Annotated in this window: 30 protein-coding genes; 11 read left to right on the top strand and 19 right to left on the bottom strand. The window is 40.6% G+C overall.

The features are described from left to right. Positions 1 to 120: 120 nt before the first annotated feature. The 7 genes from FFR60_RS01040 to FFR60_RS01010 form a co-directional block, all read right to left on the bottom strand. On the bottom strand, positions 121 to 873 hold the full coding sequence (locus FFR60_RS01040; protein WP_137662628.1) for a DeoR/GlpR family DNA-binding transcription regulator: 753 nt from the start codon (positions 871 to 873) through the stop codon (positions 121 to 123). 125 nt (positions 874 to 998) lie between these two features. Then, positions 999 to 1709, bottom strand: a complete 711-nt coding sequence (locus FFR60_RS01035; RefSeq protein ID WP_088934934.1) for a GntR family transcriptional regulator — start codon at positions 1707 to 1709, stop codon at positions 999 to 1001. 42 nt (positions 1710 to 1751) lie between these two features. Next, a complete protein-coding gene (locus FFR60_RS01030; protein ID WP_137662627.1) occupies positions 1752 to 2654 on the bottom strand; it encodes a class I mannose-6-phosphate isomerase in 903 nt (300 codons plus the stop codon). 73 nt (positions 2655 to 2727) lie between these two features. Next, positions 2728 to 3537, bottom strand: a complete 810-nt coding sequence (locus FFR60_RS01025) for a PTS system mannose/fructose/sorbose family transporter subunit IID (RefSeq protein ID WP_088934932.1) — start codon at positions 3535 to 3537, stop codon at positions 2728 to 2730. Between the two features lie 12 nt (positions 3538 to 3549). Then, complete coding sequence (locus tag FFR60_RS01020) at positions 3550 to 4395, bottom strand: PTS mannose/fructose/sorbose/N-acetylgalactosamine transporter subunit IIC (RefSeq protein ID WP_137662626.1); 846 nt, start codon at positions 4393 to 4395, stop codon at positions 3550 to 3552. A gap of 45 nt (positions 4396 to 4440) precedes the next feature. Further along, the gene (locus FFR60_RS01015; RefSeq protein ID WP_137662625.1) at positions 4441 to 4938 is read right to left on the bottom strand and encodes a PTS sugar transporter subunit IIB; all 498 of its coding nucleotides are present in this window, start codon (positions 4936 to 4938) and stop codon (positions 4441 to 4443) included. A gap of 62 nt (positions 4939 to 5000) precedes the next feature. Continuing rightward, on the bottom strand, positions 5001 to 5414 hold the full coding sequence (locus FFR60_RS01010; RefSeq protein WP_137662624.1) for a PTS sugar transporter subunit IIA: 414 nt from the start codon (positions 5412 to 5414) through the stop codon (positions 5001 to 5003). Between the two features lie 158 nt (positions 5415 to 5572). Between FFR60_RS01010 and deoC the strand changes: the two genes are divergently transcribed. After that, a complete protein-coding gene (deoC, locus tag FFR60_RS01005) occupies positions 5573 to 6274 on the top strand; it encodes a deoxyribose-phosphate aldolase (RefSeq protein WP_137662623.1) in 702 nt (233 codons plus the stop codon). A 9-nt stretch (positions 6275 to 6283) separates the two neighbouring features. Further along, positions 6284 to 7153, top strand: a complete 870-nt coding sequence (locus FFR60_RS01000) for an SDR family oxidoreductase (protein WP_137662622.1) — start codon at positions 6284 to 6286, stop codon at positions 7151 to 7153. Between the two features lie 65 nt (positions 7154 to 7218). On the opposite strand, the gene FFR60_RS00995 is transcribed toward FFR60_RS01000, so the two are convergent. From FFR60_RS00995 to FFR60_RS00975, 5 genes are read right to left on the bottom strand one after another with little or no spacing between them, the layout of a single operon-like run. Beyond that, positions 7219 to 7971 (bottom strand): class II aldolase/adducin family protein, encoded by a 753-nt coding sequence (locus tag FFR60_RS00995; RefSeq protein WP_137662621.1) that lies wholly within the window; start codon positions 7969 to 7971, stop codon positions 7219 to 7221. A 17-nt stretch (positions 7972 to 7988) separates the two neighbouring features. Beyond that, the gene (locus tag FFR60_RS00990; protein ID WP_088934925.1) at positions 7989 to 8255 is read right to left on the bottom strand and encodes a hypothetical protein; all 267 of its coding nucleotides are present in this window, start codon (positions 8253 to 8255) and stop codon (positions 7989 to 7991) included. A 28-nt stretch (positions 8256 to 8283) separates the two neighbouring features. Next, complete coding sequence (locus FFR60_RS00985) at positions 8284 to 9675, bottom strand: PTS galactitol transporter subunit IIC (protein ID WP_137662620.1); 1392 nt, start codon at positions 9673 to 9675, stop codon at positions 8284 to 8286. A gap of 36 nt (positions 9676 to 9711) precedes the next feature. Continuing rightward, complete coding sequence (locus tag FFR60_RS00980; RefSeq protein ID WP_137662619.1) at positions 9712 to 10011, bottom strand: PTS sugar transporter subunit IIB; 300 nt, start codon at positions 10009 to 10011, stop codon at positions 9712 to 9714. A 46-nt stretch (positions 10012 to 10057) separates the two neighbouring features. Further along, a complete protein-coding gene (locus tag FFR60_RS00975; protein WP_137662618.1) occupies positions 10058 to 10516 on the bottom strand; it encodes a PTS sugar transporter subunit IIA in 459 nt (152 codons plus the stop codon). A gap of 291 nt (positions 10517 to 10807) precedes the next feature. Between FFR60_RS00975 and FFR60_RS00970 the strand changes: the two genes are divergently transcribed. The 3 genes from FFR60_RS00970 to FFR60_RS00960 all read left to right on the top strand — a co-directional run bounded on the left by FFR60_RS00970 (position 10808) and on the right by FFR60_RS00960 (position 13570). Next, on the top strand, positions 10808 to 11569 hold the full coding sequence (locus FFR60_RS00970) for a DeoR/GlpR family DNA-binding transcription regulator (RefSeq protein ID WP_088934920.1): 762 nt from the start codon (positions 10808 to 10810) through the stop codon (positions 11567 to 11569). Continuing rightward, on the top strand, positions 11566 to 12537 hold the full coding sequence (locus FFR60_RS00965) for a 1-phosphofructokinase family hexose kinase (protein ID WP_137662617.1): 972 nt from the start codon (positions 11566 to 11568) through the stop codon (positions 12535 to 12537). Before FFR60_RS00970 ends, FFR60_RS00965 begins: the two co-directional genes overlap by 4 nt. Positions 12538 to 12718: 181 nt before the next feature. Continuing rightward, positions 12719 to 13570 carry a hypothetical protein gene (locus FFR60_RS00960; protein ID WP_249354922.1) on the top strand — a complete coding sequence of 284 codons (852 nt, stop codon included), beginning with the start codon at positions 12719 to 12721 and terminating at the stop codon, positions 13568 to 13570. A gap of 30 nt (positions 13571 to 13600) precedes the next feature. Here the strand turns inward: FFR60_RS00960 and FFR60_RS00955 are convergent, their stop codons facing one another. Beyond that, positions 13601 to 16018 carry a glycyl radical protein gene (locus tag FFR60_RS00955; RefSeq protein ID WP_137662898.1) on the bottom strand — a complete coding sequence of 806 codons (2418 nt, stop codon included), beginning with the start codon at positions 16016 to 16018 and terminating at the stop codon, positions 13601 to 13603. Positions 16019 to 16175: 157 nt separating this feature from the next. Further along, on the bottom strand, positions 16176 to 16649 hold the full coding sequence (locus tag FFR60_RS00950; RefSeq protein ID WP_137662615.1) for a VOC family protein: 474 nt from the start codon (positions 16647 to 16649) through the stop codon (positions 16176 to 16178). A gap of 179 nt (positions 16650 to 16828) precedes the next feature. Between FFR60_RS00950 and FFR60_RS00945 the strand changes: the two genes are divergently transcribed. After that, positions 16829 to 17098, top strand: a complete 270-nt coding sequence (locus FFR60_RS00945; RefSeq protein ID WP_137662614.1) for a type II toxin-antitoxin system Phd/YefM family antitoxin — start codon at positions 16829 to 16831, stop codon at positions 17096 to 17098. Beyond that, a complete protein-coding gene (locus FFR60_RS00940) occupies positions 17091 to 17348 on the top strand; it encodes a Txe/YoeB family addiction module toxin (protein ID WP_088934908.1) in 258 nt (85 codons plus the stop codon). The genes FFR60_RS00945 and FFR60_RS00940 overlap by 8 nt, the downstream gene beginning before the upstream one ends. An 11-nt stretch (positions 17349 to 17359) precedes the next feature. On the opposite strand, the gene FFR60_RS00935 is transcribed toward FFR60_RS00940, so the two are convergent. Further along, a complete protein-coding gene (locus FFR60_RS00935) occupies positions 17360 to 17788 on the bottom strand; it encodes a GNAT family N-acetyltransferase (protein ID WP_137662613.1) in 429 nt (142 codons plus the stop codon). 87 nt (positions 17789 to 17875) lie between these two features. Then, positions 17876 to 18619, bottom strand: a complete 744-nt coding sequence (locus FFR60_RS00930) for a DeoR/GlpR family DNA-binding transcription regulator (protein ID WP_088934906.1) — start codon at positions 18617 to 18619, stop codon at positions 17876 to 17878. A gap of 158 nt (positions 18620 to 18777) precedes the next feature. Here FFR60_RS00930 and FFR60_RS00925 point away from each other — a divergent pair, with 158 nt between their 5' ends. Further along, positions 18778 to 19554 (top strand): glycyl-radical enzyme activating protein, encoded by a 777-nt coding sequence (locus tag FFR60_RS00925; RefSeq protein ID WP_137662612.1) that lies wholly within the window; start codon positions 18778 to 18780, stop codon positions 19552 to 19554. A gap of 165 nt (positions 19555 to 19719) precedes the next feature. After that, positions 19720 to 20034 carry a hypothetical protein gene (locus FFR60_RS00920; RefSeq protein WP_249354921.1) on the top strand — a complete coding sequence of 105 codons (315 nt, stop codon included), beginning with the start codon at positions 19720 to 19722 and terminating at the stop codon, positions 20032 to 20034. 146 nt (positions 20035 to 20180) lie between these two features. Here FFR60_RS00920 and FFR60_RS00915 read toward each other — a convergent pair whose 3' ends face one another. Next, positions 20181 to 20543, bottom strand: a complete 363-nt coding sequence (locus tag FFR60_RS00915; RefSeq protein ID WP_088934904.1) for a rhodanese-like domain-containing protein — start codon at positions 20541 to 20543, stop codon at positions 20181 to 20183. Continuing rightward, positions 20540 to 21073: a MarR family winged helix-turn-helix transcriptional regulator gene (locus FFR60_RS00910; protein ID WP_137662611.1), complete on the bottom strand. Its 534-nt coding sequence runs from the start codon at positions 21071 to 21073 to the stop codon at positions 20540 to 20542. Before FFR60_RS00910 ends, FFR60_RS00915 begins: the two co-directional genes overlap by 4 nt. A gap of 152 nt (positions 21074 to 21225) precedes the next feature. Here FFR60_RS00910 and FFR60_RS00905 point away from each other — a divergent pair, with 152 nt between their 5' ends. Both FFR60_RS00905 and FFR60_RS00900 read left to right on the top strand, forming a co-directional pair. After that, a complete protein-coding gene (locus FFR60_RS00905) occupies positions 21226 to 21825 on the top strand; it encodes a dehydroquinate synthase/iron-containing alcohol dehydrogenase family protein (RefSeq protein ID WP_088934902.1) in 600 nt (199 codons plus the stop codon). A 50-nt stretch (positions 21826 to 21875) separates the two neighbouring features. After that, a complete protein-coding gene (locus FFR60_RS00900; protein WP_137662610.1) occupies positions 21876 to 22256 on the top strand; it encodes a MerR family transcriptional regulator in 381 nt (126 codons plus the stop codon). A 44-nt stretch (positions 22257 to 22300) separates the two neighbouring features. On the opposite strand, the gene FFR60_RS00895 is transcribed toward FFR60_RS00900, so the two are convergent. After that, positions 22301 to 23755, bottom strand: coding sequence for a sucrose-6-phosphate hydrolase (locus FFR60_RS00895; protein ID WP_137662609.1), 1455 nt, complete (start codon positions 23753 to 23755; stop codon positions 22301 to 22303). Between the last annotated feature and the right edge of the window lie 5 nt (positions 23756 to 23760).

Genomic DNA, 23760 nt, shown 5'->3' with positions numbered 1-23760 from the left:
TCTATAATTTTATTGAAAATAATCAAATTGGGTGAAAAATAAAAGAGCATTTGACTTTTTCTGACCAAAAACCGTCCTCAAAACCTTCAATGGAAGATTTTGAGGACGGTTTCGACCAACTTATACGATATACTTTTCTTCTTTTTCGATCTTTTCAAAATGTTTTTGTTCGTCTTTGTCTGAAATGACCGCCGTCACATCATTTAGGCTGTAATAAACAGAAAAATCTCGTTTTCCGACCTTCGAGTGATCAATCAACAGAAAGCGTTCAACAGAATTATTCAAAGCAATCTGCTGCGTCTGACCTTCTTCAAAGGTCGAAGTCATGATCTTTTGTTCATTTAATGCATTACAGCTGAAAAAAGCTTTATGGAAGTTCATGTCATTTAGCGATTTGTTGGTAATTTCACCGACAAAACACTGAGTCGTCTCCCGCAGTTCGCCGCCTAAAAGATAAATTTTCCGATTACCTTTGTGTTTGTTCAATTCCTCAAACACGGGCAGACAATTCGTCACGATCCGTAATGAATCCGCTTGGATAATTTTCGCCAGCAACTCAATCGTGGTTCCCGGTCCAAGAAAAAGCGTGTCTCCATCATTGATCAATTCATTGGCTCTTTCTACGATGCGCTGCTTCTCTTCTTGCAGCATGATTTGCTTTTCCGTATGTGAAAGCTCCACATGCCGATAAAAATCCTTCAATTTCGCACCGCCATGCACGCGCTCCAGTAAGCCCTGCTTTTCTAATTCATCCAAATCACGCCGCACCGTCATATCAGAAACCGATAATTTGTCCATGATATCACTGACACGGACTGTTCCGCTAACCTCTAACAATGACATGATCGCTTGAAATCGATCCGTTTTTAACATTTCATCGCCTCTTTTCTTTTTAAGACTATCAAATTACTTGGAAAAGCGCTAGAACGACTTCATCATCTAGAGTATTTTATTGAAAAAAATGTTCATTCCAGAAAAATAAGCCTTGAAACCAAGGCTTATTGCGCTAATTCAAAAACAAAATAGTTAATATCTCCGCGGTATTTCGATATCGAATATTCGACTGGCACGCGATTCTCTGAAAAGCCTTGCGTATGGAAATAAAACATCGGATCGCCTTCTGCCACATCCAATAAATCGCTGATAGTTTCATCCGCTTTAATGACCTCCAATTTTCTCATGACTGTTTTAATCGGATAGCCCATTTCTTCTATGACTTGATACATTTTCTCTTTCGTAAAATCAACTTGTTGAAAATTTGGAAACAACTCACATGGAATGTAGCTGGTAACCAAAACCACCGGCTTCACCTCTGCGTAACGCAAACGCGTTAGCTTATAGACTTCGTCCCCTTGACTCAATCCTAAGTTTTCAGCGACTTCCTCATTCGCCGCAACTTTTTTGAAGTTTAAGACCTTTGTTTTGGGAATAATCCCTTTTCGACTCATTTCCGAATCAAAACTCTCAATCACATGGGTAAATTCCTGCTGGATTTTATTTTTTTTGACAATCGTTCCTCTTTTTTTACGCTTCTCTAAGTAGCCTTCATCCACTAGTGCCTGTACAGCCTGACGAACAGTAGGCCGACTAACACTGTATTGTTCCGCCAGCTCCATCTCTGTAGGAATCAGTTGATTTTCCGCGTATTCTCCATTTTGAATTTTTTCCAATAGATCCATTCGAATTTTTTTGTGCAAAGGGATATTCATAAGCTACCTACTCCTCAATTAATTGTATCCATTATATCATATTTACTTTTTCCAATATTTTGTCGGTGTAGCCAGAACCGCTTCAACCGTATCTGGCAATTCAAACATCTCATCTTTTAATAAAACAATACTTTGCCCCGCTTGGCAAGTAGTGCCAGCAATAACTAGTGTACCAGCAATAATGGTAAGAATGCTCGCTACATCAGAGTTGTTTTCTACGATTTGTTTCCCTTTTAAATGTTGGATGGTGAATTCCCTTTGATTGACTGTTTCTCCTGATTCAAAGGTCCGCTTTTCTACTTGTTTATCTGGCTGCAGTGTTGCGATGGCTTTTTCAACGTGAAGATCGCGTTTTTTTCCATTCTTATCTATCCTGTCATAGTCATAAAAGCGATAGGTAATATCGGTCGCTTGTTGAATTTCATAAACAAGAGAACCTTTTGTCAACGCGTGGATCGTGCCAGAAGGAATGTAGATCAAATCGTGTTGAGCAACCGGATATTCCTTCAAAATTTTGGGATAATTATTTTCTTTTGCTGCTTCTAAAATAATCGATTTTTCCGGAATTTGCTGTTCAGCATAAATCCATCCTTTTTCCGGCGGATTGATAAAATACCATGCTTCACTTTTACCATAAGGCATCTGTTCAACCTTTTGAGCGTATTCATCGGTAGGATGCACTTGAATACTAAGGTTCTCATCACAAGCAGTAAAAGAAATAATCAGGGGATAGACTTCCCCTGCTTCAAGACCGAACTTTCCAGGATTCTCCGCAATCATTTCGCTGAATGTCTTCTCTTCATTTACGATGCCGCAGTCGATCTCGGAAACTCCGCTGGCCGAATAGACCGATCCGATTTTTTCGATCTGCTGATCACCGCTATAGTCGTGTAATCTTGGTGTTCCCCAAATTCTTTCCCGCGATTCTGGCTCTAAAATATACATTGATAGTCCTCCTAAATCCTTCATTATTGTTAAATAAAGAAGGCGCGTTCCATAAGAAACACGCCCAGTTTGTTTAAAATACTCCGATCACCACACCAATTGCTGAAATAACCGTCAAAACCAGAATAACTTTGGTGGCTGTCATTTGTTTTGAAGTCAGCAAGTACCAAGCTAATAATACCATGACTAAAGGAAGTACATTAGGGAAAATTCCGTCCAAGACAGTTTGCAGTTTTTGAACTTCATCTCCCATAGGAATTTTGATTTTAGTCGTCAAAGCAATATTCGAAGCTGCCAGGCCGCCAACGACCATGATTCCTAAGATATTGAAAGCATCAGTAATTCGTTTCGCGTTCTCCCCGATAATAACGTCTATTGCACTCACACCTAATCGGTAGCCGTTCATAAAGCATAAGTATGAAATCAACGGACCAATAATCCCATAGCTAATCATATAGAAAATTGGACCTAAAGCATTTCCACCAGCAGCTAAGCCCATTGCAATGGACAATAGTATCGGTACGATGATCCCTTGGATAATTGAATCGCCAATCCCTGCTAAGGGTCCCATCAAAGTCGTCTTGATGTTTACCGGCATTTCTTCTGGAACATCGCCGCCAATAGCGATCTCTTCTTCTAATGAAGCTACGATCCCATTGATCAATTGCCCGGTTTGCGGCTCAGTATTATAAAACATCGAGTGTCTTAATAATAATCTGCGTTTTGCTTCTTCATCATCTTTATAATACTTTTCGGCAAACGGCAGATAGGAATACGCCCAAGCATGTGCTTGTAATTTTTCATAACTCATTGAGGATAGATGCGTAAATCCCCAACGTTTCCAAATCTGACGCAATTCTTTTTTTGTTAATCGATTTTCCATTTATTTCCCTCCTTAAAAAAGATCGTCATCCTCATAGGCCGCTTCATTTTGCTCAACAGTCGTGTTTGTAGCTGCAGCAAGCTTATTATCGCCGCCCGCTTTTCCCGTACTTAAATAAACGACATAAGCAACCATAGCTGCTAGAAATACTAAAGCAATCATATTCAATTTAGCGAACGCCATTAAAACAAAGCCGGCGAAAAAGAATACTAAATGGATCTTTTCTTTAACGACGATCCCCATCAACATAGCTATCCCTAATGCTGGTAAAACACCGCCAAGAACAGAAATAGTGTCTGTCACAACTTGCGGAACATTATTTAACAACCAATCAACTAGACCTCTCCCAAAGAAGATAGCAGCAAAAATTGGAACTGCTCGGAGAAAGAAGGTCGTAATCTGCGGATATGCGATATGATTCAGCATGATCCCTCGATCATCATTGTTTTCAGCAGCAGTCTGCGCCCGAGTGTTCCAGAATGAATACAATGCCATACGTGTATTGTAAAAAATAAGTCCAAATGTCTGTCCGATCAGGATTGAAAGAGTTACAGCCACTGCAGGTTCTCCGGAGGTAGCTAAAGCAAGCCCGATTCCGCCATAAGCCGCATAAGTAATCTCGCTATTTGTTGCTCCGCCGGTAGATAAGTTCGCGATAAACACGGCCTGTACTGCTAAGCCGCACAATACTCCTGTTTGAATATCGCCAAAAGCGATCCCTACCAAAAAGCCTGCTACTAAAGGGCGTCCTACCACATAAAAGCCACCGCTCATTCCAAATAACCATGGGCTTTCGATTGCCCCTAAGTAACAAAAAATCCCTGTTAATAACGCCGGTAAAAATAAACTTCCGTCCATCTTTTCTCCTCCTTCATATCTTTCATTAGTCCCTTTAGTGCCTTTTTAACTTGTCAATGAATCATACTTTGCTCTCATGGTTTTCCATGGCTTTGGTTCATCATCTGGTAAAAGCTGGAAGCCAATTTCAATCCCTTGCTGCTCCATATAATCGAAGGCCTCATAATCTTTTTCGTCAATAGCAACTGTTCTGCCTAAAACCTTGGCTCCTTCACGAGTGTTCATAGGCCCTACATTTAATTTTCCGCCAAAATCTACTCCCAACCGAACCAGTTCAGCAAAGGTTTGAGGAGAATTGCTGATTAAAAAGAAATCTTTTGCGGAGTCTTTTCCTTTCGGAACACTTTCTACCGCCTGTTCAGTCGTGTAAATGCCTAATTTTAAATTTCCAGCAGCTGCTTTAAGTACTTTTTTTCGTAAATCATCTTGTGCGATATCATCGCCAACTACTAAAATTCCTTGTACCGATCTCGCTTTTGTCCATCTTGTAGTCGTTTGTCCGTGAATCACGCGATCATCAATTCTTGCTAAAGTAATCGTCATAATAACTTCCTCCTAAAAAATGATTGCTATCTTAAACATTCAATGAATGTTTAGGCTAAACCTTAAAACTCCAAATCGTTGTCCTCTGCTGCCTCTTCAACAATCCCTTCAATTCCATTTTTCCCGATCTCAATTGCCATTTCAGCCAAGTCGTTCAACTTCGTATTCGCTAAATTAAGACCGACCTCGATCACCATTGGTAAATTCATTCCTGCCGCCACTCGAATTCGTTCTTCATTCGACAAGTAATATTTATAGGCCTCATTATAAGGAGTCCCACCTTTAATATCTGTCAAAATTAATATATCCTCCGATTCTAGTTCCGTTAATTGTTTATTCAGTCGTTCGGAAAAATCCTGGATTCCAGTATCTGTTAAGCTGATCGCGAAAATATCTTTATTCTCACCTGCAATCATCTGATAACTATCCAAAATCCCTTGACAGAACGCACCATGACTTACAACCAATAGTTTCATCAATAAATCACCTCTCGTTTTATATGTAATTACATTTTATTTTATGTCATAACTATAATTCCTATAGAAAGCGTTGTCAACTATTTTTTTACGGTTGACAAGTCCGTTTTTATATTTTACTATTCTTTATGTAATTACATATACAGGAGGAATGTTCTATGAAAACTTTTACTATTGACGAATTGGCTCGCTTTATTGATCACACAAACCTAAAACCGACCGCTACTAGAGAAGACATGCGTCTCTTATGTAACGAAGCGAAGGACTATCATTTTAAAATGGTCGCAATCAATCAGGTTCAATCCGAATTATGCAGCGACCTGCTGAAAGACACCGATATCAACATCGGCGCAGCCATCAGCTTTCCGCTTGGACAAACTTCAATTGCTTCAAAGGTAGCGGAAACAAAAGACGCCATAAAAAATGGTGCAACAGAAATCGATTATGTCATCAACATTACTGAAGTGAAAGAAAAGAATTGGAACTACTTACAAGGTGAAATGGAACAAATCGTAGCAATCTGTAAGGAGAATGAGGTCATCTCTAAAGTAATTTTTGAAAACGCCTATCTTGAGGATGAAGAAAAGATTGCTTTGTGCGAGATTGCTAAACAAGTAAAGCCCGACTTCATCAAAACCTCTACCGGCTTCGCCCCTTCAGGAGCAACCTTCGAGGATGTGAAGTTAATGAAAGAACATGTTGGTCCCGAAGTTAAAGTTAAAGCCGCCGGCGGCATCCGTGACGCTCAAACCTTCAAAAAAATGATTGCTTGCGGCGCAGAGCGTATTGGTACAAGTTCAGGTATCGCTATTATTGAGGCTTTAAAGCAAGAAGCTGTTAACGGAACAATCACTATTTAGGAGAAAAATATGAAAAAAATCGCTATTACAGGTGCCAACGGATATTTGGCTTCCTTGATTCAAACCATCAATCACGCTGATTTTGATTTTATTCCAGTTACTCGAAAGGATGTAGATTTGGCAAATCCTGAAGCCGTTGAGGATTATTTCAAAACATTAGAGTATGATCTTGTGTTCCATGCAGCAGCTCGAACACAAACGGCCGACTGCGAGGAAAATCCGTTAGACACTCACAAAGTAAATACCGAGAGTGCTATTAATATTGCCAAAGTCTGCCACGAAAAAGGCGCGCGATTCATTTTTTTGAGTACTGAGCAGGTTTTCAATAACCGCATAGAAGACCTCCCCTACACAGAAGAGACACACGTAGACAGCACATCCCTTTACGGGCAGCAAAAAATCGAAGTCGAAAACTTTTTGCTTGAAAACCAAATTGATGGGGTGATTTTGCGTTTATCTTGGATGATGGGTCTTTCTTATCCCGGAATCAAAAGCAGTCCAAACATCATCAAAAATGTGATGAAGGCAATGTTTTATCAAAAGCCTACGCTGTTTACTGTCAATGAGTGTCGCGGTATGACCTATGCCAAAAATCTGGCAGAACAATTTGATAAGATCATTGATTTGCCACGAGGAATTTATCACTTTTCGAGTCAAAACGCTCTCTCTACTTATGATGCTGCTAAGCAAGTTGCCACAGCGCTGGGCTTTGACGACCTGCTGATCAATCAATACATCCTGCCCGATCAAAAGCGTTACGCAGATCGTTTCAGAAACCTGCGGCTGGCAACCAATAAAATTGAAGCCCAGGGCATCAATATCTCTACTTTTGAAAAGGACATTAACGAATGTTTAGTTGACTTTGGTTGGCTTGATTAAACAAAAAAAGATGTTTCGCCTTTTACAGCGAAACATCTTTTTGTATTATCATCATTCGTCTAGCCTTAATCCCCGCCTGCAAGAATTTCTTCACGATTATAAATCGGATTATGATCTTTCAAATCATCGATCGTACCAACTTGCTTGCCTTTTGAATAGTACCCGTCTAGTAGACCTAATGATTGGAAAATCGTTTGTTTGTAGGCGATCTCTGCATTCCATTCTGTTGTATCAAGGATTTGTAAGGCTTTATGGATTGCTTCGATACCTGTTTCACCTGGAGCGCTGATCAATACCCCGTGACTGTTCAACAGCAGCATATTAGGCAGTTCCAGCTTCTCTTTTTCCATGTAGTTGGAGACGAGCTCCGCTAATTCCGGTGAGCAGTTCGGTTCAAAATCAAGCACAGGTACATAGCCGATCTTTTGTGTCGCCTCTGTCAGATTTGGCATGTCTAATCCGGCAGTAGCCCAAAACATTGAATTAGGAGCATGAGCATGCAACACCGCTTTGATTTCTGGATTCGTATCATAAACCGCCTCATGTAAATTAATTTCCCGCGTCAATTTTCCAACACCGTCAATCACTTTTCGCGTATGAGGTTCAACTACTAAGATTTGCGCCGGTGATACTTCGCCTAAATAGGCTTCCGACATCATCGTTGGGGTCATAATAATATATTCGTTACCTTCTTGATCCGTCGTTTTGAATGAAAAGTTGCCTCCTGCGACATTCGTATTCTTTCTTGCAAAAATCAATTTCACGATTCGTGCTAAATCTTCACGTTCTCTCTCAAAAATCATCCGTCCATCTGACATAGTTGAGACCACCTTTTCTATTTTTTGAAAATTTTTTTACTGGTAATAGCCGTTTGTGCCGCTTGCCTAACCTGCATCGCCTCTTCGTATTTTTTCCTTCGACGTTCGTCGTATTCCTTGAAAATCACAGGATTTCCATATTTATAAACACAGATTGCAAGGCCGATGGCAATAAAATTGAAGATTATTTGCTGCGTCATAAAGGCTAGGATAAAGCTTATGATCGCAAGAAATAGAACAAACAGCCATTTAGTTTTCTCTTTATTTTCGCTTCTCTTACTCATTTACTTTACCTGCCCTTCAATGATTTTATTACCCTGCAACTTTTACATTACTGACTTTTTTATCTGCTGTTTCTTCATATCTTTGGCTTGGAACTTTTGCTTTGTTCATATATTTGTATAGCCAAACAAACATCCCGATAAAGACAACAGCACCAACGATTCCTAAAATATTTCCTTTGAAAGCTTCAGCAAATAAGATTCTAAATTCCGGTCCTTCGATTGAAGACCAAGTGATCTGCTGACCTTTTTTGATTCCTTCGACTGCTCCTGTTTTATCTGCCAAACCGGTTAAAATCGGCGTTAAGTACGTTGCCGCATACAGGTAGATCGGCATTGAAATGACACCCATGATCAGCATTCTCACAAGATTACCGCCAGTTAACAACAAACCACCCACCGCGATCGAATAATTGATAATACCAGCTAACGGCAATACCGCATTGCCTGGTAAAATAATCGCGTAGCCAATAAACACAGGAACTAACAGAATCGCCGTAACCCAAATTTCAGAGCGTCCTGCCAAAACCGGCCAGTCTAATCCGATATAAACTTCACGATCCTTAAAGCGTTTTTTCATCATTTCCGACATAGCATCTGCTAGCGGCGATAGTGATTGCATAAACATTTTTGAGATCATTGGGAACAGCGCCATTGCCGTTGCGATTTGGATCGCTAAGTTCAATGAACCTGACACGCCATATGCCGCAGCCAACCCAAGTCCCAAACCGATAATAAAGCCCATCACAGAATTTTCAGAGAAGACCCCAATTTTTTTCTTCAATGCCTTGGTATCAGCCTGCTTGTTAAGGAACGGAATCTTATCCATGATCACATTGATCGGCAATAACAATACCGCTGAAATATTCATTAAGTGTGTAACTGTTACCAAAGGAATACCAGTCAAATCCTCAATATGACGCTGGAACATATCCCCCATCTTCAACTCCAAAATGACTTGAACGATTGCCGTAGCAAAGCCGGCTATTAAACTCCCGCTGATAAAATAAACGAGATAAGCGGTTAAAGCCTTCCCCCAAACATTCCACATGTCGACATTCAGCGTTTTGGTCCAATTTAAGACCAACATCACAAAATTTACACCAAGCACTACTGCAAAGAACACAAAAGCATAAGACCAAGACCATGTGATACTAGCTGCTCCAGTCCAACCTAAATCTAACGCCGGCAAGTTAAGCCCGGTATTTTTCGCCAGCGCTTCTGATGCCGGACTTACAGCATTGGACATAAAACCAATGACCATCGACATACCGGTAAAGGCGATCCCTAAAGTAATCGCTGACATAAAGGCCTTCTTGAATTTCATTCCGGCAACAAGTCCTAAAATCAAAATAATCAATGGAACAAAAATAGCTGAACCCAACCCTAAGATATAGTTGATAATGTCCTGAAATATTTCCACGCTTCCCACTTCTTTCCCTACTTATTTTTTTGTTCGTTATTCAACCAACGCCTTGATATCATCATAAATTTGAACAGCACCCATCCCCGTTAAAAATGGGATTCCCGGGAAAACCTTTACACCAAGCTCATCAGCCTTTTCCAACACTTCATCATCTGGTTGTGCGACATAAACATAAATTCCGGTGGACGGCAGTTCATTTTGAATCGATTTATAATCCACTGCTTCAACCGGGAAATCAATTCCATCATCTTCTAACAAACTCGCGATCTTACTAGCAATCGTTTGACTCGTAGCTACTCCGCTTCCACATGCAACAATCAATCTTCTTTTCATCTCAAATTCCTCCAGCTTCTATAATTTATTGTGTTAAAACTTCTGATTAAATATTTTGAGTAAATAATTGATAGATCTTCATTTTGTCCTCTTCTTGCATAAAGGCTGTAACAAACTCTTCTTTCATAAATAATTCCATAAACGCTTGAAGCAACCCGACCTGTCCTTTAGGGTCCTTGATGCCAAGGAAAAATAAGTTCTTTACGCCCATCTCCTGACTGTCGCCCATTTGCTTAACCTTTACCTCGTTTTTCAGTCTTGCAATGTAGACAAAGGGTTTTTCGATATACTCAGGATCGGAATGCGGCAAAGCAATATTCAGATGCTGCGTGATCAGCCCTGTAGGAAATTGCTTCTCCCTTGTAGTGATCCCCTTCAGATACCCGTCATTGACAAATCCCAAAGCCTGCAAGTGAGCAGCCACATTTTCAAAAACCTTTTCCTCATTTTCTCCATCCACTTCAAGACTGATCAGCTGCTGATCAAACATCTCTTTGTAGTCCATTAATAATTCACTCCTTTCTAACATCCGTTGAAACATTTTGTTAAACTTTGTTAAGATGTGTTTCACAATGTAAATATACAACGCCTAAAATTGTTTGTCAACGCTTTCTTTTCTTTTTATTTCAAAGAAAAACAAGCTTCATTAAATGCTATCGTAAAATTTTAACAAACATTAACATAGATGAACATTTTTTCCTTGCTTTTTCCGACGTTAAATGCTATTAATTAATGTATAGACACGGTCGAATGAATTATGGTCGATTGTAAGAGCTTACTTATACGAGGTGATTTCATGTTAAAAAAAGAGCGACAAGAAAGAATTTTGGATTTGTTACATGAAAATGACTACTTATCCATTCCAGAAATATCTTCAAATTTAGGTGTTTCGGATATGACGATCCGCAGAGACATCAATGAACTTGCCGAACAATCTTTATTAGTAAAAATCTACGGCGGCGCGCAAAAGCTTGAAAAAATTGAGCAGGAACTCTCCACTCAAGAAAAAATCGATACCAATGTTCCAGAGAAAAAGTTTATCGGAAAAGTGATGAACAGTATTATTTCAGATAACGATACGATCTACATCGGCGCTGGAACGACGATGCTTCATGCCCTGCCAGAAATCAAAAAAGCAAACTTATTTGTCATCACAAATAGTCTGCTGGCTTTTAATTATTTGATTTATAACACGGATTATCGTGTGTTGCTGACGGGCGGCGAATTTTCACGGACAACTGAAGAGTTTTATGGCGAAATTGCCGAAAAGAGTTTTGACAACTTAAATATCGATATTGCCTTTGCGGCTACCAATGGCGTCTTTGATAACAATGTCACCACCGCAAATTCAATTGAAGGCTCGATCCAACGAGTGGCCTTTGCTCATTCTCGCAAGAAGTGTGTTGTTGCTGACAGCTCTAAATTTAACCGATCAGATGTTTATACCTTCTATTCATTGTCTGATGTGGACTATTTAGTTACTGATAATAAGCTCTCAGATACTACGATGGAGTATTACAGTTCCTTCACGACAATCATTAAGGAGGAACAGGAATGATTCTGACGATTACACTAAATCCTTCAATGGATTACAACTATCTTGTTTCTTCACTGAATCTGGATCAGGTCAATCGCGTCGAAAATCCCCATACATCGATCGGCGGAAAAGGCATCAATGCCGGCAGAGTGATTGCCCAATCTGGCGAAGGTGTCGTATTGACAGGGATTCTAGGCGGTCCTGTAGGAAAGATGATTTTAGATACCTTGATTGCTGAGGACCGTTATCAGCTTGAGTTCCTCTCAGTTGAAGGCAATTCGCGTAATGCGATAACCATCATGCACGATGGCAACACTCATACCGAGCTTGTGGAAAAAGGCCTTTATCTTTCTAAGGAGAATGAGCAGCTGTTCTTCCAGCATATCGCTCATCTCTTAAAAAAATACGCAATTGACGTAATTTGTATTTCTGGTTCAGTAAATTCTGATGATTCAAATTTTCACTTACAGCTGCTTCACTTTATTCGATCGATCGTAGGGGAAAAATTTCCGATTTTAATGGATATTTCCGGCGAACAATTGGAAAATGTTTTAACACAACCGGCTGTTCGTCCAAGTTTTATCAAACCTAATTCCCACGAATTAGAAGAGCTTGTCGGAAAAGATATCCAAACAAACGAAGAGCTTATCACTATTTTACATGATCCGCTTTTTGATAATATTGAAACAATCATGATCTCTCAAGGCGGCGATGGTGCGATCGTCAAACACGATTCGACAATCTATGATGTACAGATTCCCAAAGTTGATATCGTCAATACTACTGGCTGCGGCGATTCTACCGTTGGCGGAATGGCGTTTGCCATCAGTAATGGCTATTCCTTTGAGGACTCGATCAAGTACGCAATGGCTTGCGGCATCTCCAATTCATTGTTTGAAACGAACGGTACCATCAACAAAGCTCAAGTAACCAGATTCATCAATGATATTCAAATCCTAGAAATCAAAGAACTGAGTATTAATGGATAATAAAAGCACACTGATCCTCAAATAATGAAGATTAGTGTGCTTTTGTCTTGTATGATATTTTAACTTCCCACTCTTTTTCATAATAGACTACCACAAAAATACATCTACTACACTTTCATTTCCCTCAAATTTTGAGATAATAGTCATAACGGAAAGGACGTGCCCTCAGGTGGACCAAGCATTGATATTACGCATAAAAGTTGATCAAGGAAAAGCAATCAAAGACCCCTTAACCTATCTCAACCAGTCAGAAATCCTAAAAAAATATACCGAACTAAGTGAACTAAAGCCGTTAGGAAAAATCTTTGCCTTGGTTGGTCTGTCAGAAATTCCTTATGCCGAGCTGCTGCCGCTCACCCAAGAGTTGATAGCTTTCACAAATCAATACTTAGCAACACCGGAAGGATTCGCCTTTACTGGAAAAATGGAAGAAATCGTACCATGCTATAATGCTCTGCTTTTCGAAGCCTATTGTCGGCTAGGTTTAGGAAAATCGGAGGAAGCTCAAAACGCCCTTAATTGGATCAAAAGGTATCAAGTTTTTGATCGTGAGCAGAAAACAACGTGGCCTCACAAAGGCATCTGCAAGTTTGGCGGCTGCATGAAGAATGTCCCCTGTTTTATCGGCATCGGCAAAACCGTGCGGGCCCTACTGACCTATCAAGAAATAGTCGACTCCACTGATAATCAGGTTAATGAAATGATTCGGCAAGGCGTTGATTACATGCTTCAGCACCAGATGTTCCGCCGCCTTTCGAATAAACAACCGATCAGTCCGCATATCACAGAAAGCATGTTTCCTCAAAGCTATCACCTTTCTTTGACGGATCTCGCATACATTATTGAAAAAGCTCAACGTATCAATGATCCAAGAGTGAATGAGTTACTGCAACTGCTGAATGAAAAGAAAACCAAGAACGGCGGTTGGAAAATCGACTATATTTATAAATACAACGGTTATGTCCCTTTTGATAATCGCCGGAAAGATTCCGAATGGCTGAATTATTTGTATCAAAAAATCGAAAAGACTTGATGAACATCACATTCATCAAGTCTTATTTTATTAAATCACATGTTCCGTCCGTTCAATAATATCATCCTGTGTCGCCTTCGATAACACATTGAAGAAGGCTGAGTACCCAGCCACCCGCACGATCAAATCGCGGTGTTTTTCTGGATGCTTTTGCGCGTCGATCAGGGTGTCTCTTGATACCACATTGTATTGAATGTGGTAGCCGTGCAGTTTATTGAAAAACGCCCGCAGCAGCATGATCAACTTCTGTTTGTCTTCTTCTTTAGCTAATGTTTGCGGATTGACCTTCTGATTCAAAAGCACCCCGCCAAGAATGTCCTCTGTACTTAACTTCGAAACGGATTTCAAGACAGCCGTTGGTCCATTTTTATCCATATTATGCGATGGTGAACAGCCTTCTGCCAGCGGCACCCAAGCATTCCGTCCATCTGGTGTCGCCATCGTTGCGCGACCTTGTCCAACGTTCGCAGAAATCGATGATGTTCCTGAATAACGAATCCCGCCGATTGGCCCGCGACCATACCGCGTATTAGGATATTTCGCGATTTCATCAATGTAGCTGTCGTAAGCTTCAGTAATCAATTGATCGACTGAATCATCGTCGTTTCCATATTTTGGTACGTCATTTAGAATCATCTGTTGGATTTCTTGGCTGCGTTCACTTGCATAATCCGTCATCAAAGCTTCCCACAATTCATCTGGCGTCACTTTTTCTTCTTCAAAAACTAATTGCTTAATGGCTGCCAATGAATCCGCCATATTAGCGATGCCGACTTGCAGACCAGAGATAAAGTCATAGACCGCGCCGCCTTCTTTCAAGGTTTTTCCGCGACCGATACAATCTTCCGTCAGAGCCGAGCATAAAATATCCGGTACATCACGTTCCAAGCCAAGATCGATGGCATTTTCCACGATCACACTCATCCGTGTTAATTCCCGTACTGTTTTATCCCATGCTTCCTGTAAGTCCGCATAAGATTTCATGTCTTTGAAATGTCCGTAGCCTTTAACGAAGCGTTTGCCGGAAACCGGATCGATCCCATCATTCATAGCGATCATTAAAATTTTCGGGAAGTTCATGTAGCTCATACCGGTACAACGATAGCCCCATTTCCCAGGAACCGCCGTCTCTACACAGCCGATCGCACTGTAATCATAGGCGTCCTCTTCCGTCACACCCACCTTCATGAAGGATGGAATAATGATCTCATCATTATTGAAGGCCGGCATCCCAAAACCAAGCTTCATCACTTCGATACATTCATTCATGAACCGATTGTCTAAGCCGGCATGATAACGAACCGTTAAATTCGGCTGCGGCAATTTGGTTTGAGCAACACTGCGTAATACTAAATAAGATAATTCGTTGACCGCATCTTTTTTGTCGCGGGTTTGACCGCCAATCGTAACATTTTGATAAAGCGGGCTGCCAGCACTGCTGAAGGTATGGGCCTGACTGCGGACTTTATTGACCGTCAATGTTTTGATCCAAAGGTTGGTCAACAGCTCCACCGCTTTTTCTTCGGTGATGTTGCCCTTTTCCAAATCCGCCTTCAAATATGGATACATGTATTGATCGAAACGGCCGTAAGATAGCGAGTGCCCATTCGATTCGATTTGTAAAAGCAATTGAATGAACCACGTTGCTTGGATCGCTTCTTGGAAAGTTTCTGCTGGTTCATAAGGAACTTTGCTGCAGATTCGGCTGATCTCTAATAATTCAGCGCGCCGCTGCGGATTCGCAGTTTCTGCTTTTTCCTTGGCCAATGCTGAGAAACGTTCCGCGAAAGTTTTCACCGCATCGATCACGATCAAGACTGCCTTATAAAATTGATACTTATCCAAGCTTTCTGGAATCGTCAAATCAAGCGCCGCTTTTTCCTTCAATGTACGTTCCTGATAACCTTTCAAGCCAACTCGCAGCATTTGACCATAATCCACCGCTAAATGAGCATCGCCTGAATTCAGCTTGCCTTCCATTCCGAAGAAACCTGTCTCCATAAAGACACTCACTTCATCCGGCAGCAGCGCCCAGCCTTTGGCACGTAAATTATTATTTTCCCAGAAAGGCGCGACCGAGCGCAGATCTTCCTTCGTTTTCTCAGTAATATAAAAAACATCACCGTCTCGTTTTTCAAATAAGTCCAGCTCATTCATGACAAAATCCATCGTGTATTCCGGGAAAATCGGTGCATCGCGATTGGAAGATGCTTGATTGCCGACGATCAATGTATCTTCTTCAATATAGATCGACATTTTCTCCAAAATATTTTGCAGCATCAGGGCCCGCTTTACGGTACTCGGCTGGTTTTGATGTTCTTTGTAAGCTTCTGTTGCCAGTAATGCCCGCTCTGCATCAATATAGGGCTTTTTCGTCAACACTGACTCGCGGAAATGGTTCATTCGATTGGTTAATTTTCCAAAATACGGCGCGTTTTGTTCCTTCATTTGAATACTCATGATTACACCCTCCGTTTTTTCATTCGAAACTATATTATACTTCTTTCGTAAATATAATAGCATGTGAATAGAAATACAGTCAATAGAATCTGAAACGATTCCAACCAAAAAAAGATATTGCACAGATGTGCAATATCTCGATTTCTTACAGCTTATCTAAAATATCTTTGATGTATGGAGGCTCAACACCCGTTCGCTCTGCCACTTCTTCAATCGTCATGCCGGAATCAATGAAACGCTTGACCACCATTGCAATACTTTCAGCCACTTCGATAATGTGTTTGTCTAGATCATAAAAGCGGATTGCTCGCTGCCCCCAGCTATGTTCCAGCAGCGGATGCAAATATTCGATGTCTTTTCGTGCAGCCAACCGCTCAATAAAAGCGTCCATGTCCTTCGTTTCAAAATACAATTCGATCGCATTATTCTCCAGTACGACCTCGGTTTCCTTCTTATGAATAAAATCCGCCCAACTATCCACCGTCTGTAAAAAGATTCCCTCTGTCAATTGAACATGTTCACCAGCATCTACCATCACGTCCAATTCTAAAACGGACTGATAAAACACTTTGGCCTGTTCAATATCTTTTACCGCAATCAATGTTCCCTGATAATTCATTTTTTTCCTCCTAACTAAATTATTTTTTGTTTCTATATCAGCACTAGAAAGAAGCTCTATTTTTCTAGAATGCTTAAAAAATTATCGTTTTTCCGGAATTGCTGTACAGAATATTGTACAATATATTCAAAGAAGACATTTACTACTTTTACGTACCTTATTGGAAAGGAGGAATAATAATGGAAGCAGTTGCTTATTCAAATTTCCGACAAAACTTAAAAAGTTACATGAGACAAGTGAATGATGATGCTGAAGCCTTGATCGTAACTAGTAAAGACATTGATGAAACAGTCGTTGTCATGGCAAAACGTGACTACGATTCTCTTCAAGAGACCCTGAGAATTCTTTCAAACTCCTATTTAATGGAAAAAATTCAAAAAGGAGAACAACAATTTCAAAAAGGCAATTTTACGTCACATGACTTGATCGAGGAAGAGTCGGATGAATAAAGTTTGGTCAGATGCCGCATGGAATGACTACCTGTATTGGTATGAACACGGAAACAAAATGACGATCAGAAAAATCAATCGCTTGATCAAAGATATCGAACGCACGCCTTTTTCAGGTCTTGGAAAACCCGAGCCATTGAAATACGAATTGACAGGAAAATGGTCTCGCCGTATTAGTGATGAGCACCGCCTCATTTACAGTGTTGAGGAAGATACTCTCTATATTTATTCCGCTAAAGACCATTATTAAAGCCAATTTTTCTACTGATTGGCTTTAATTTTTTTTGTAAAAAACAGTTCCAGCGGCTGCTGATATTCAGGAACCGTAATCAACAAGCCTCCCGCATCCTGATAACCCAACTTGCGATAAAAGTGCTGCGCCTGTTCATCAACCTGAGTCGACGTCATCAGCATTTTGTAACCTGACTTGTGCATCTCCTTTTCCCAGAATTCCATCAAGGCCTTCCCGTAACCTTTGCCTTGATAATCAGCCCTTACATAAATCATCGTGCAAAAAGGATGCTCATCCCAGAAAAGATTGTACCTTAATAAACCAACAGCCATCCCCTCTTCGGATAGGACATAGCCCATCTTATCTCGAACCTTCTGTTCAAACTGACTTTCCGGCAAATGCTGATCCAGCGTAAACCAAAAAGTACGATCCGATTCTTGTACATGACGAATTTCCAATAGTATCTGCCCCTCGCATTTTCCTTCAGTATAGCATCATATAAAATAAAAAATCAGCCAGATTTTTCTGACTGATCGCTCCTAATTTTATACCGTAAATACATCAACCTGTTCATTTTGCAAAAATGCTAGCGCCTCTGCGTCAATCGCCTCATCGGTAAACACCTTGCTGATCTCACTAAAGGCAAACTCTGAAACAACCCCATTTTGCGAAAACTTGCTGGAATCCGTCAAGACGATCGTTTGATTTGCCGCGGTTGCCAGCATTCGGGTGGTGTCGCAGCGAGTAATGTCACTACCAGTGAATCCTCTGCGCTGATCGAAGCCATCAATCCCGACAAATAATTTATCGACATAAAACTCATTGATGACCTGTTTGACTAGCGGCCCGACATTAACCTGGGATTCTTTTTGATACTCGCCGCCAATCAGGATCACCTTGACTGATTCGGCCTTACGAACATAAGATGCGATGAAACAGGAATTAGTAATGATCGTGATGTCGTTTCGATTGAAGGCAAGCTCCTCTGCTAACAACGCGCAGGTTGATCCTGATTCGATCATGATTACTTCGCCATCAGTGACGATCTTGCTGGCTTCCAGTGCGATTTTGCGTTTTAAGTCATAATTTTGCGCCAAACGGTAATTAATATCGTCCATATTGTTCAGTAGTGCATAACCGTGCTGGCGATGCAGCAAGCCTCGTGCCTCTAATTTATCCAAATCTTTCCGAATGGTTACTTTCGAAACCTTCAGCAAGGCTGAAAGTTCGTTGACTTCGATTTTTTTCTTCTTGCTGACGATCGCAAGAATCTCTTCTTCTCTAGACATAAACTTTTCTCCACCTGTATTCTGTCATTTGTTTCAGCCTATCATATTTTTGAATTGCGAACAACTTTTTCGGTATTTTTAGTTACGAACGTAACATTTTATATTTACGTTGATAAACAGATGTGATAAACTCTAGATGAAATGGAGGGCGATTTCCGATGAATGACAAAGCATGTATTTTCAATATCCAAAAATTTAGTATCCACGATGGACCAGGAATTCGTACGGTGGTCTTTTTTAAAGGCTGTCCGCTGCGCTGTTACTGGTGTTCGAATCCGGAGTCGCAAAATGGCAAGCCGGAGCAAATGTGGGATACACAAAAAAACACCCACACAACTGTCGGCGAATATAAATCAATGGAGGAAATCATCACTGAGGTCATGAAGGATGAAGCCTTCTATGAAGAATCAAATGGCGGCGTCACATTATCCGGCGGCGAAGTGCTCTATCAAGCAGAATTCGCGACCGAGCTGCTGCGGCAATTAAAAGCGAAAAATATCCACACCGCCAGTGAAACGACTGGCTATGCAAAACCCGAAGTATTTGGCAACTTCATTGAACAAGTGGATTTACTATATTTCGATGTCAAACATCATGACGAGGCTCAGCATAAAACTGGAACCGGCGTTTCCTTAAAACCAATTTTGAAGAACCTTGCACTGGCTTTAGAGCAGCAGCAGAATCTAGTCGTACGGATTCCAGTGATTCCCAATTATAACGATGGTGAAGAAAACGCAAAGGCCTTCGCAAAATTATTCAACCAAATGAAGATCACAGAAGTGGAGCTCCTGCCCTTCCACCAATTCGGTGAGAAAAAATACGCTTCTCTTGATCGTAAGTATCAAATGCAAGACATTCCACAGCTCCATACAGAAGACTTGGATTATTTCAAAAGGATTTTAGAGTCGCACCAAATCAAATGTACAGTTCAATAATTTGTGAAACGCGCTCTGATTGGAGGGCGTTTTTTACGCTGCTCCGTACCTTTACGAAAAATGTAATTTCATTATATTTTCAGAAAACAGAGCGGATTATTTTAAATTTTCTATCAAGCAGTGTAAAATGCTTTTGGTTAACCATTGCAGAAAGGACTGCCTGAAATGAACAATATCAGAAAATTAACGATCATCAAAGAAAAAGCCGATCACTGCGTTACCGATCAGCTTGTTGCACGCTTTAATGAATTGACTGAAAAGCAAGGAGTCACGATCCAAACGGAAGTATTTACATATGGCGAAGATGCCGTTCATGAATTGACTGGCGATATTTTATTATTAAGTCTTCCGCTGCTGAACGAACTGCCTTACCTTAATCCTTTGAAGAACCGCTTTTATTTTGTCTCCTTTATCGACCCCTATGCCTATGCACAATTAGATGAAAAACGATTATTGAAGCAGCTTCAAATGATTGAGTAGCTTGAGACCGATGAAATCGGAAAATTTCATCCTAGAAACGGCTGGACCTACACAGATTATTTCTTGGCGGCAACTCAAATGAAAAAAGAAAGAGCCGCTGGCTAAAAAAACTTTCGACCTATATCGTGGTCGAAAGTTTTTTTAGTTTAAAGAGTTTCAATCGGCAAACTCATGCCTTTCCATCCTTCAAGTGCCCCTGCCAATTCGTAAGCTTCAAATCCATTGGACAAAAGAATCAATAAAGCGGTCTTGCCAAGTGTCGTTCCCCCCGTCCAATCATAGACCACATATGTTTTTTCCTTGTCTAATTCAGCTAAATGATTGGCTAAATCTTTCGCAGGCATCGCAATTGCACCTTTGATCTGATCTTTTTTCACCTGTGCCGGTGCGTTACGAACATCCAACACCACGTATTTCGAGTCTTCCTTGTCCATATTTTCTAATACCACAAAGTGATTGATGTACAAACTTAGATACGTTTCTAATAATTCGATTTTCTTTTCATTCATTTTAATTGCTCCCTTTCCTTGTTTAACTCGTCAGTGCCTTGTTTGATTTTGTTCAGCAGATAAAAAAGTTGGTCGATTTCCTCTTTACTTAATTGATTTAGCAGCGTTTTCGTTGCTTCAAAATTTTTAGGTAAAAAATCCACTAAAACTTCTGTTCCTATGTCAGTCATTTGAACTAGTACCGCTCGTTTGTCCGAAGCAGATGGGATTTTTCGGATTAGCTGATCTCGTTCCATATTGTTTACTAGCTTCGTGATCGTTGCGCGGGAGGCCCCCAGCTTTTCTGCTAATTCTGATGGCATCAAAGAATGCTCTTCCGCCCGCTCCAAAAACATCAAAATAATAAATTTTGATTCTGAAAGTCCATACTCTTCTAATACTGCATCGTACGCCTTCTGCATTTCCCGATAGGTCCACTGAAAATCCAAAAACAACGAGGCAATCGTTGAATCAGATTCTTGCGCATAGTGATCAATTGTCAATTGAATCCGTTGATTATCGGGACGATCCTTAAATGTATAATTCTCCATGGTATCTCCTTTTTAATATAATTAGCCAGCTAACTATTTTTAGTATATCCTCAAAAAATTGAAAGTCAATCACTTAATCTTATTTTTCCGGTTGACTTAGAGTGTACTCGAAGTACTAAGCTTAATTTATCCAAAAAAAGGGAGTGATTATTATGGAACGATCTCAATACTATCCAACAATAAGTCCACGCTTCATTGAAGAAACCGCAATTGAAAACAACGTGTATTTCCTTTTGCACCTTACGACCTTCTATCTAACAAAAGGCGGACGTCCGGTTATCATCGATAAACTTTTTCAAGCATTGTTAAAGGATATGATGACTACTACCTTACAATATTCTATAGAAGGAAATGGTCGTTTATCACGAACCCCCGAACTTTTTACCCAGCTGCCCGTACAAAAAATGGCTCTTGGACTTAGCAAAGCTTTTGACCTTTCACCTGTCATTGCCTTAAGCATTATTTGGCCAAACTGGGCACGCTCGAATTATCAAGAACACCTTCAACGTTTTGTCGACTTTGCCGTAAACATCATGAATGTTGCACCATGTAGTAGTGATGAAGAAACAGCGCTAAAAGGGATTCATGCGATGGAAAAATTCTGTCGAGGATTTCATTTCCCTGCAACCCTTGAAGATGCCGGGATTTTTCTCACCGATACAGAAATGAGTGAACTAATCAAAAGCTGTCTGCCGCAAGAAGAGGTGAATGAAAAAGCAGCAATCTACCTGATCCTTAAAAATTCACAATAACGAGGCTTGCAATCTGGTAAAATTAAAGAAAAAGAGAAGAAGGAGAAACAATGGGCTATAAAATCAGTGAGATTTCAAAAAAGACAGGTCTTAGTGCTTATACTTTAAGGTTTTACGATCAAAAAGGGCTGCTTCCATTTGTTGCCCGTGACGAAAACGGCCGACGCGATTTCAAGGATAAGGACTTAGACTTTTTGTCGATCATCACCTGCTTAAAAAATACCGGCATGCAGTTAAATGACATTAAGCAGTTTGTCGAATGGTCGATGGATGGCGATCCAACTTATGAGAACCGGCTTGAATTCTTTATCGAACATAAAAAAGAAGTCGAAAAGCAGTTGGCGCAGACACAAGCCTACCTGAACAAGATTGATCGAAAAATCAATAAATATAGTCAGCAGCATGAAGCCGCAACAAATGAAAAAATATAAGAAAGAAGCTCCTTTCCACACATTATTGGAAAAGGAGCTTCTTTCTATTTATTCAGTGTGTAATAGCTAGCGTGACATTTTTGACTGTTCTCTAACAATAAGTAAGTTTGTTCTTCTGTCGGATAATAATTTGCCGTCAGGGTTTTCTCCCCTGCATTGATGAATATTTCGCAGGTTGATTTGTCTACGAAAATTGCGATCGTCAGCGATTTTCCTTGTTCAACGATTGTTTCTCGAGTTTCTCCAAACTCAGGATTTAGCGGATAATCAGTCTTGCTGCGATCCAGTCTGACTTTCCCCTGCTTGGTATCATAACTTAACACAAGGGACTTTTTGTTGATTGAATCGGAAAATAAATGTATGCTGCCTTGGCAATTTGAAGAGATTTCTAGTTGCAGCTCATAGCTGTTAGCGGTTTGCTTCATGAATGTTTCATTCGCTTCAGCCACTAATGTTTCTTGTGATCCTCTTAATCGCTGCGTCTCCTCCACAGGATATTGATAAAGTTTGCCGTCTTTGATCGTCAGCTCTTTGACCAAACTCAGACTATGTGCCCAGCCTTCGCCAAATGTCGGATAACTCATTTCGGGTAGTCCGATCCAGCCAACACTTAAACAACGTCCATCTGGTGCAGTGAAGGCTTGGGTCGCGTAAAGATCAAAACCTTCATCTAATACTTGCTGCTTCTGTGGATTTTTTAAGCTATTGGTTTCTGCCGAGTATTCCTCTGCCAAAATATAGGTGTTGGGATATACATTTTGATAGTCCAATTCTTTTAGTCCCTGCGGACAAAGCAGCAGCACCGCATGCTCTTCAATCGAAAGAAGATTCGGACATTCCACCATAAAGCCTAAATCTTGATGAATCTTCATTGGTCCACGATACTGCCAGTTCACCAAATCCTGACTAGCAAAAACCAAAACCTCGCCTTGTTCATCAAGCGTTTGCCCGCCGATCACCATTAAATATTCATCATTAGAACGGATAAGCTGCGGATCACGAAAATGGGCGGTGAATCCAGCAGGCGGCTCGCTAATTAGTGGTTCTGCGACTTTTTTTATTTCGCCCTTCTTGTTCATCCAAGCACCTAATTGATAACTGCGGCGTTCCCATGATTGATCGCGTACATTTCCGGTATAAGCCAGAAACAACGCCTCCCCCACCGGCAGGGCACTACCAGAATAGGCCCCATGAGAATCAAAAGCGCAATCCGGTTCTAAGGCTGCTCCTTCCGACTCCCAATGAATCAAATCCGTGGAGCTCACATGATACCAAGACTTTAAGCCATGAACAGCTCCGAAAGGAAAAGATTGATAAAACAAATGCCACTTTCCATTGAAGAAGCTGAAGCCATTCGGATCATTCAGTAAGCCTGTTTCTGGCTGAATGTGATAGTTTAAGCGCCATTTTGACTGTTCGACATTCGTTTTTAACTCGCGAACATATTTCTCCGACCACTCTTGATACTGACGATAGCGCATTTCTTGTGTCCATTCCATTTTAC

The sequence above is a fragment of the Enterococcus hulanensis genome, from assembly GCF_005405485.1.
Taxonomy (GTDB): domain Bacteria; phylum Bacillota; class Bacilli; order Lactobacillales; family Enterococcaceae; genus Enterococcus_A; species Enterococcus_A hulanensis.
The sequence above is the reverse complement of the archived record's forward strand: the minus strand, read 5'-3'. Positions and strand labels throughout refer to the sequence as shown.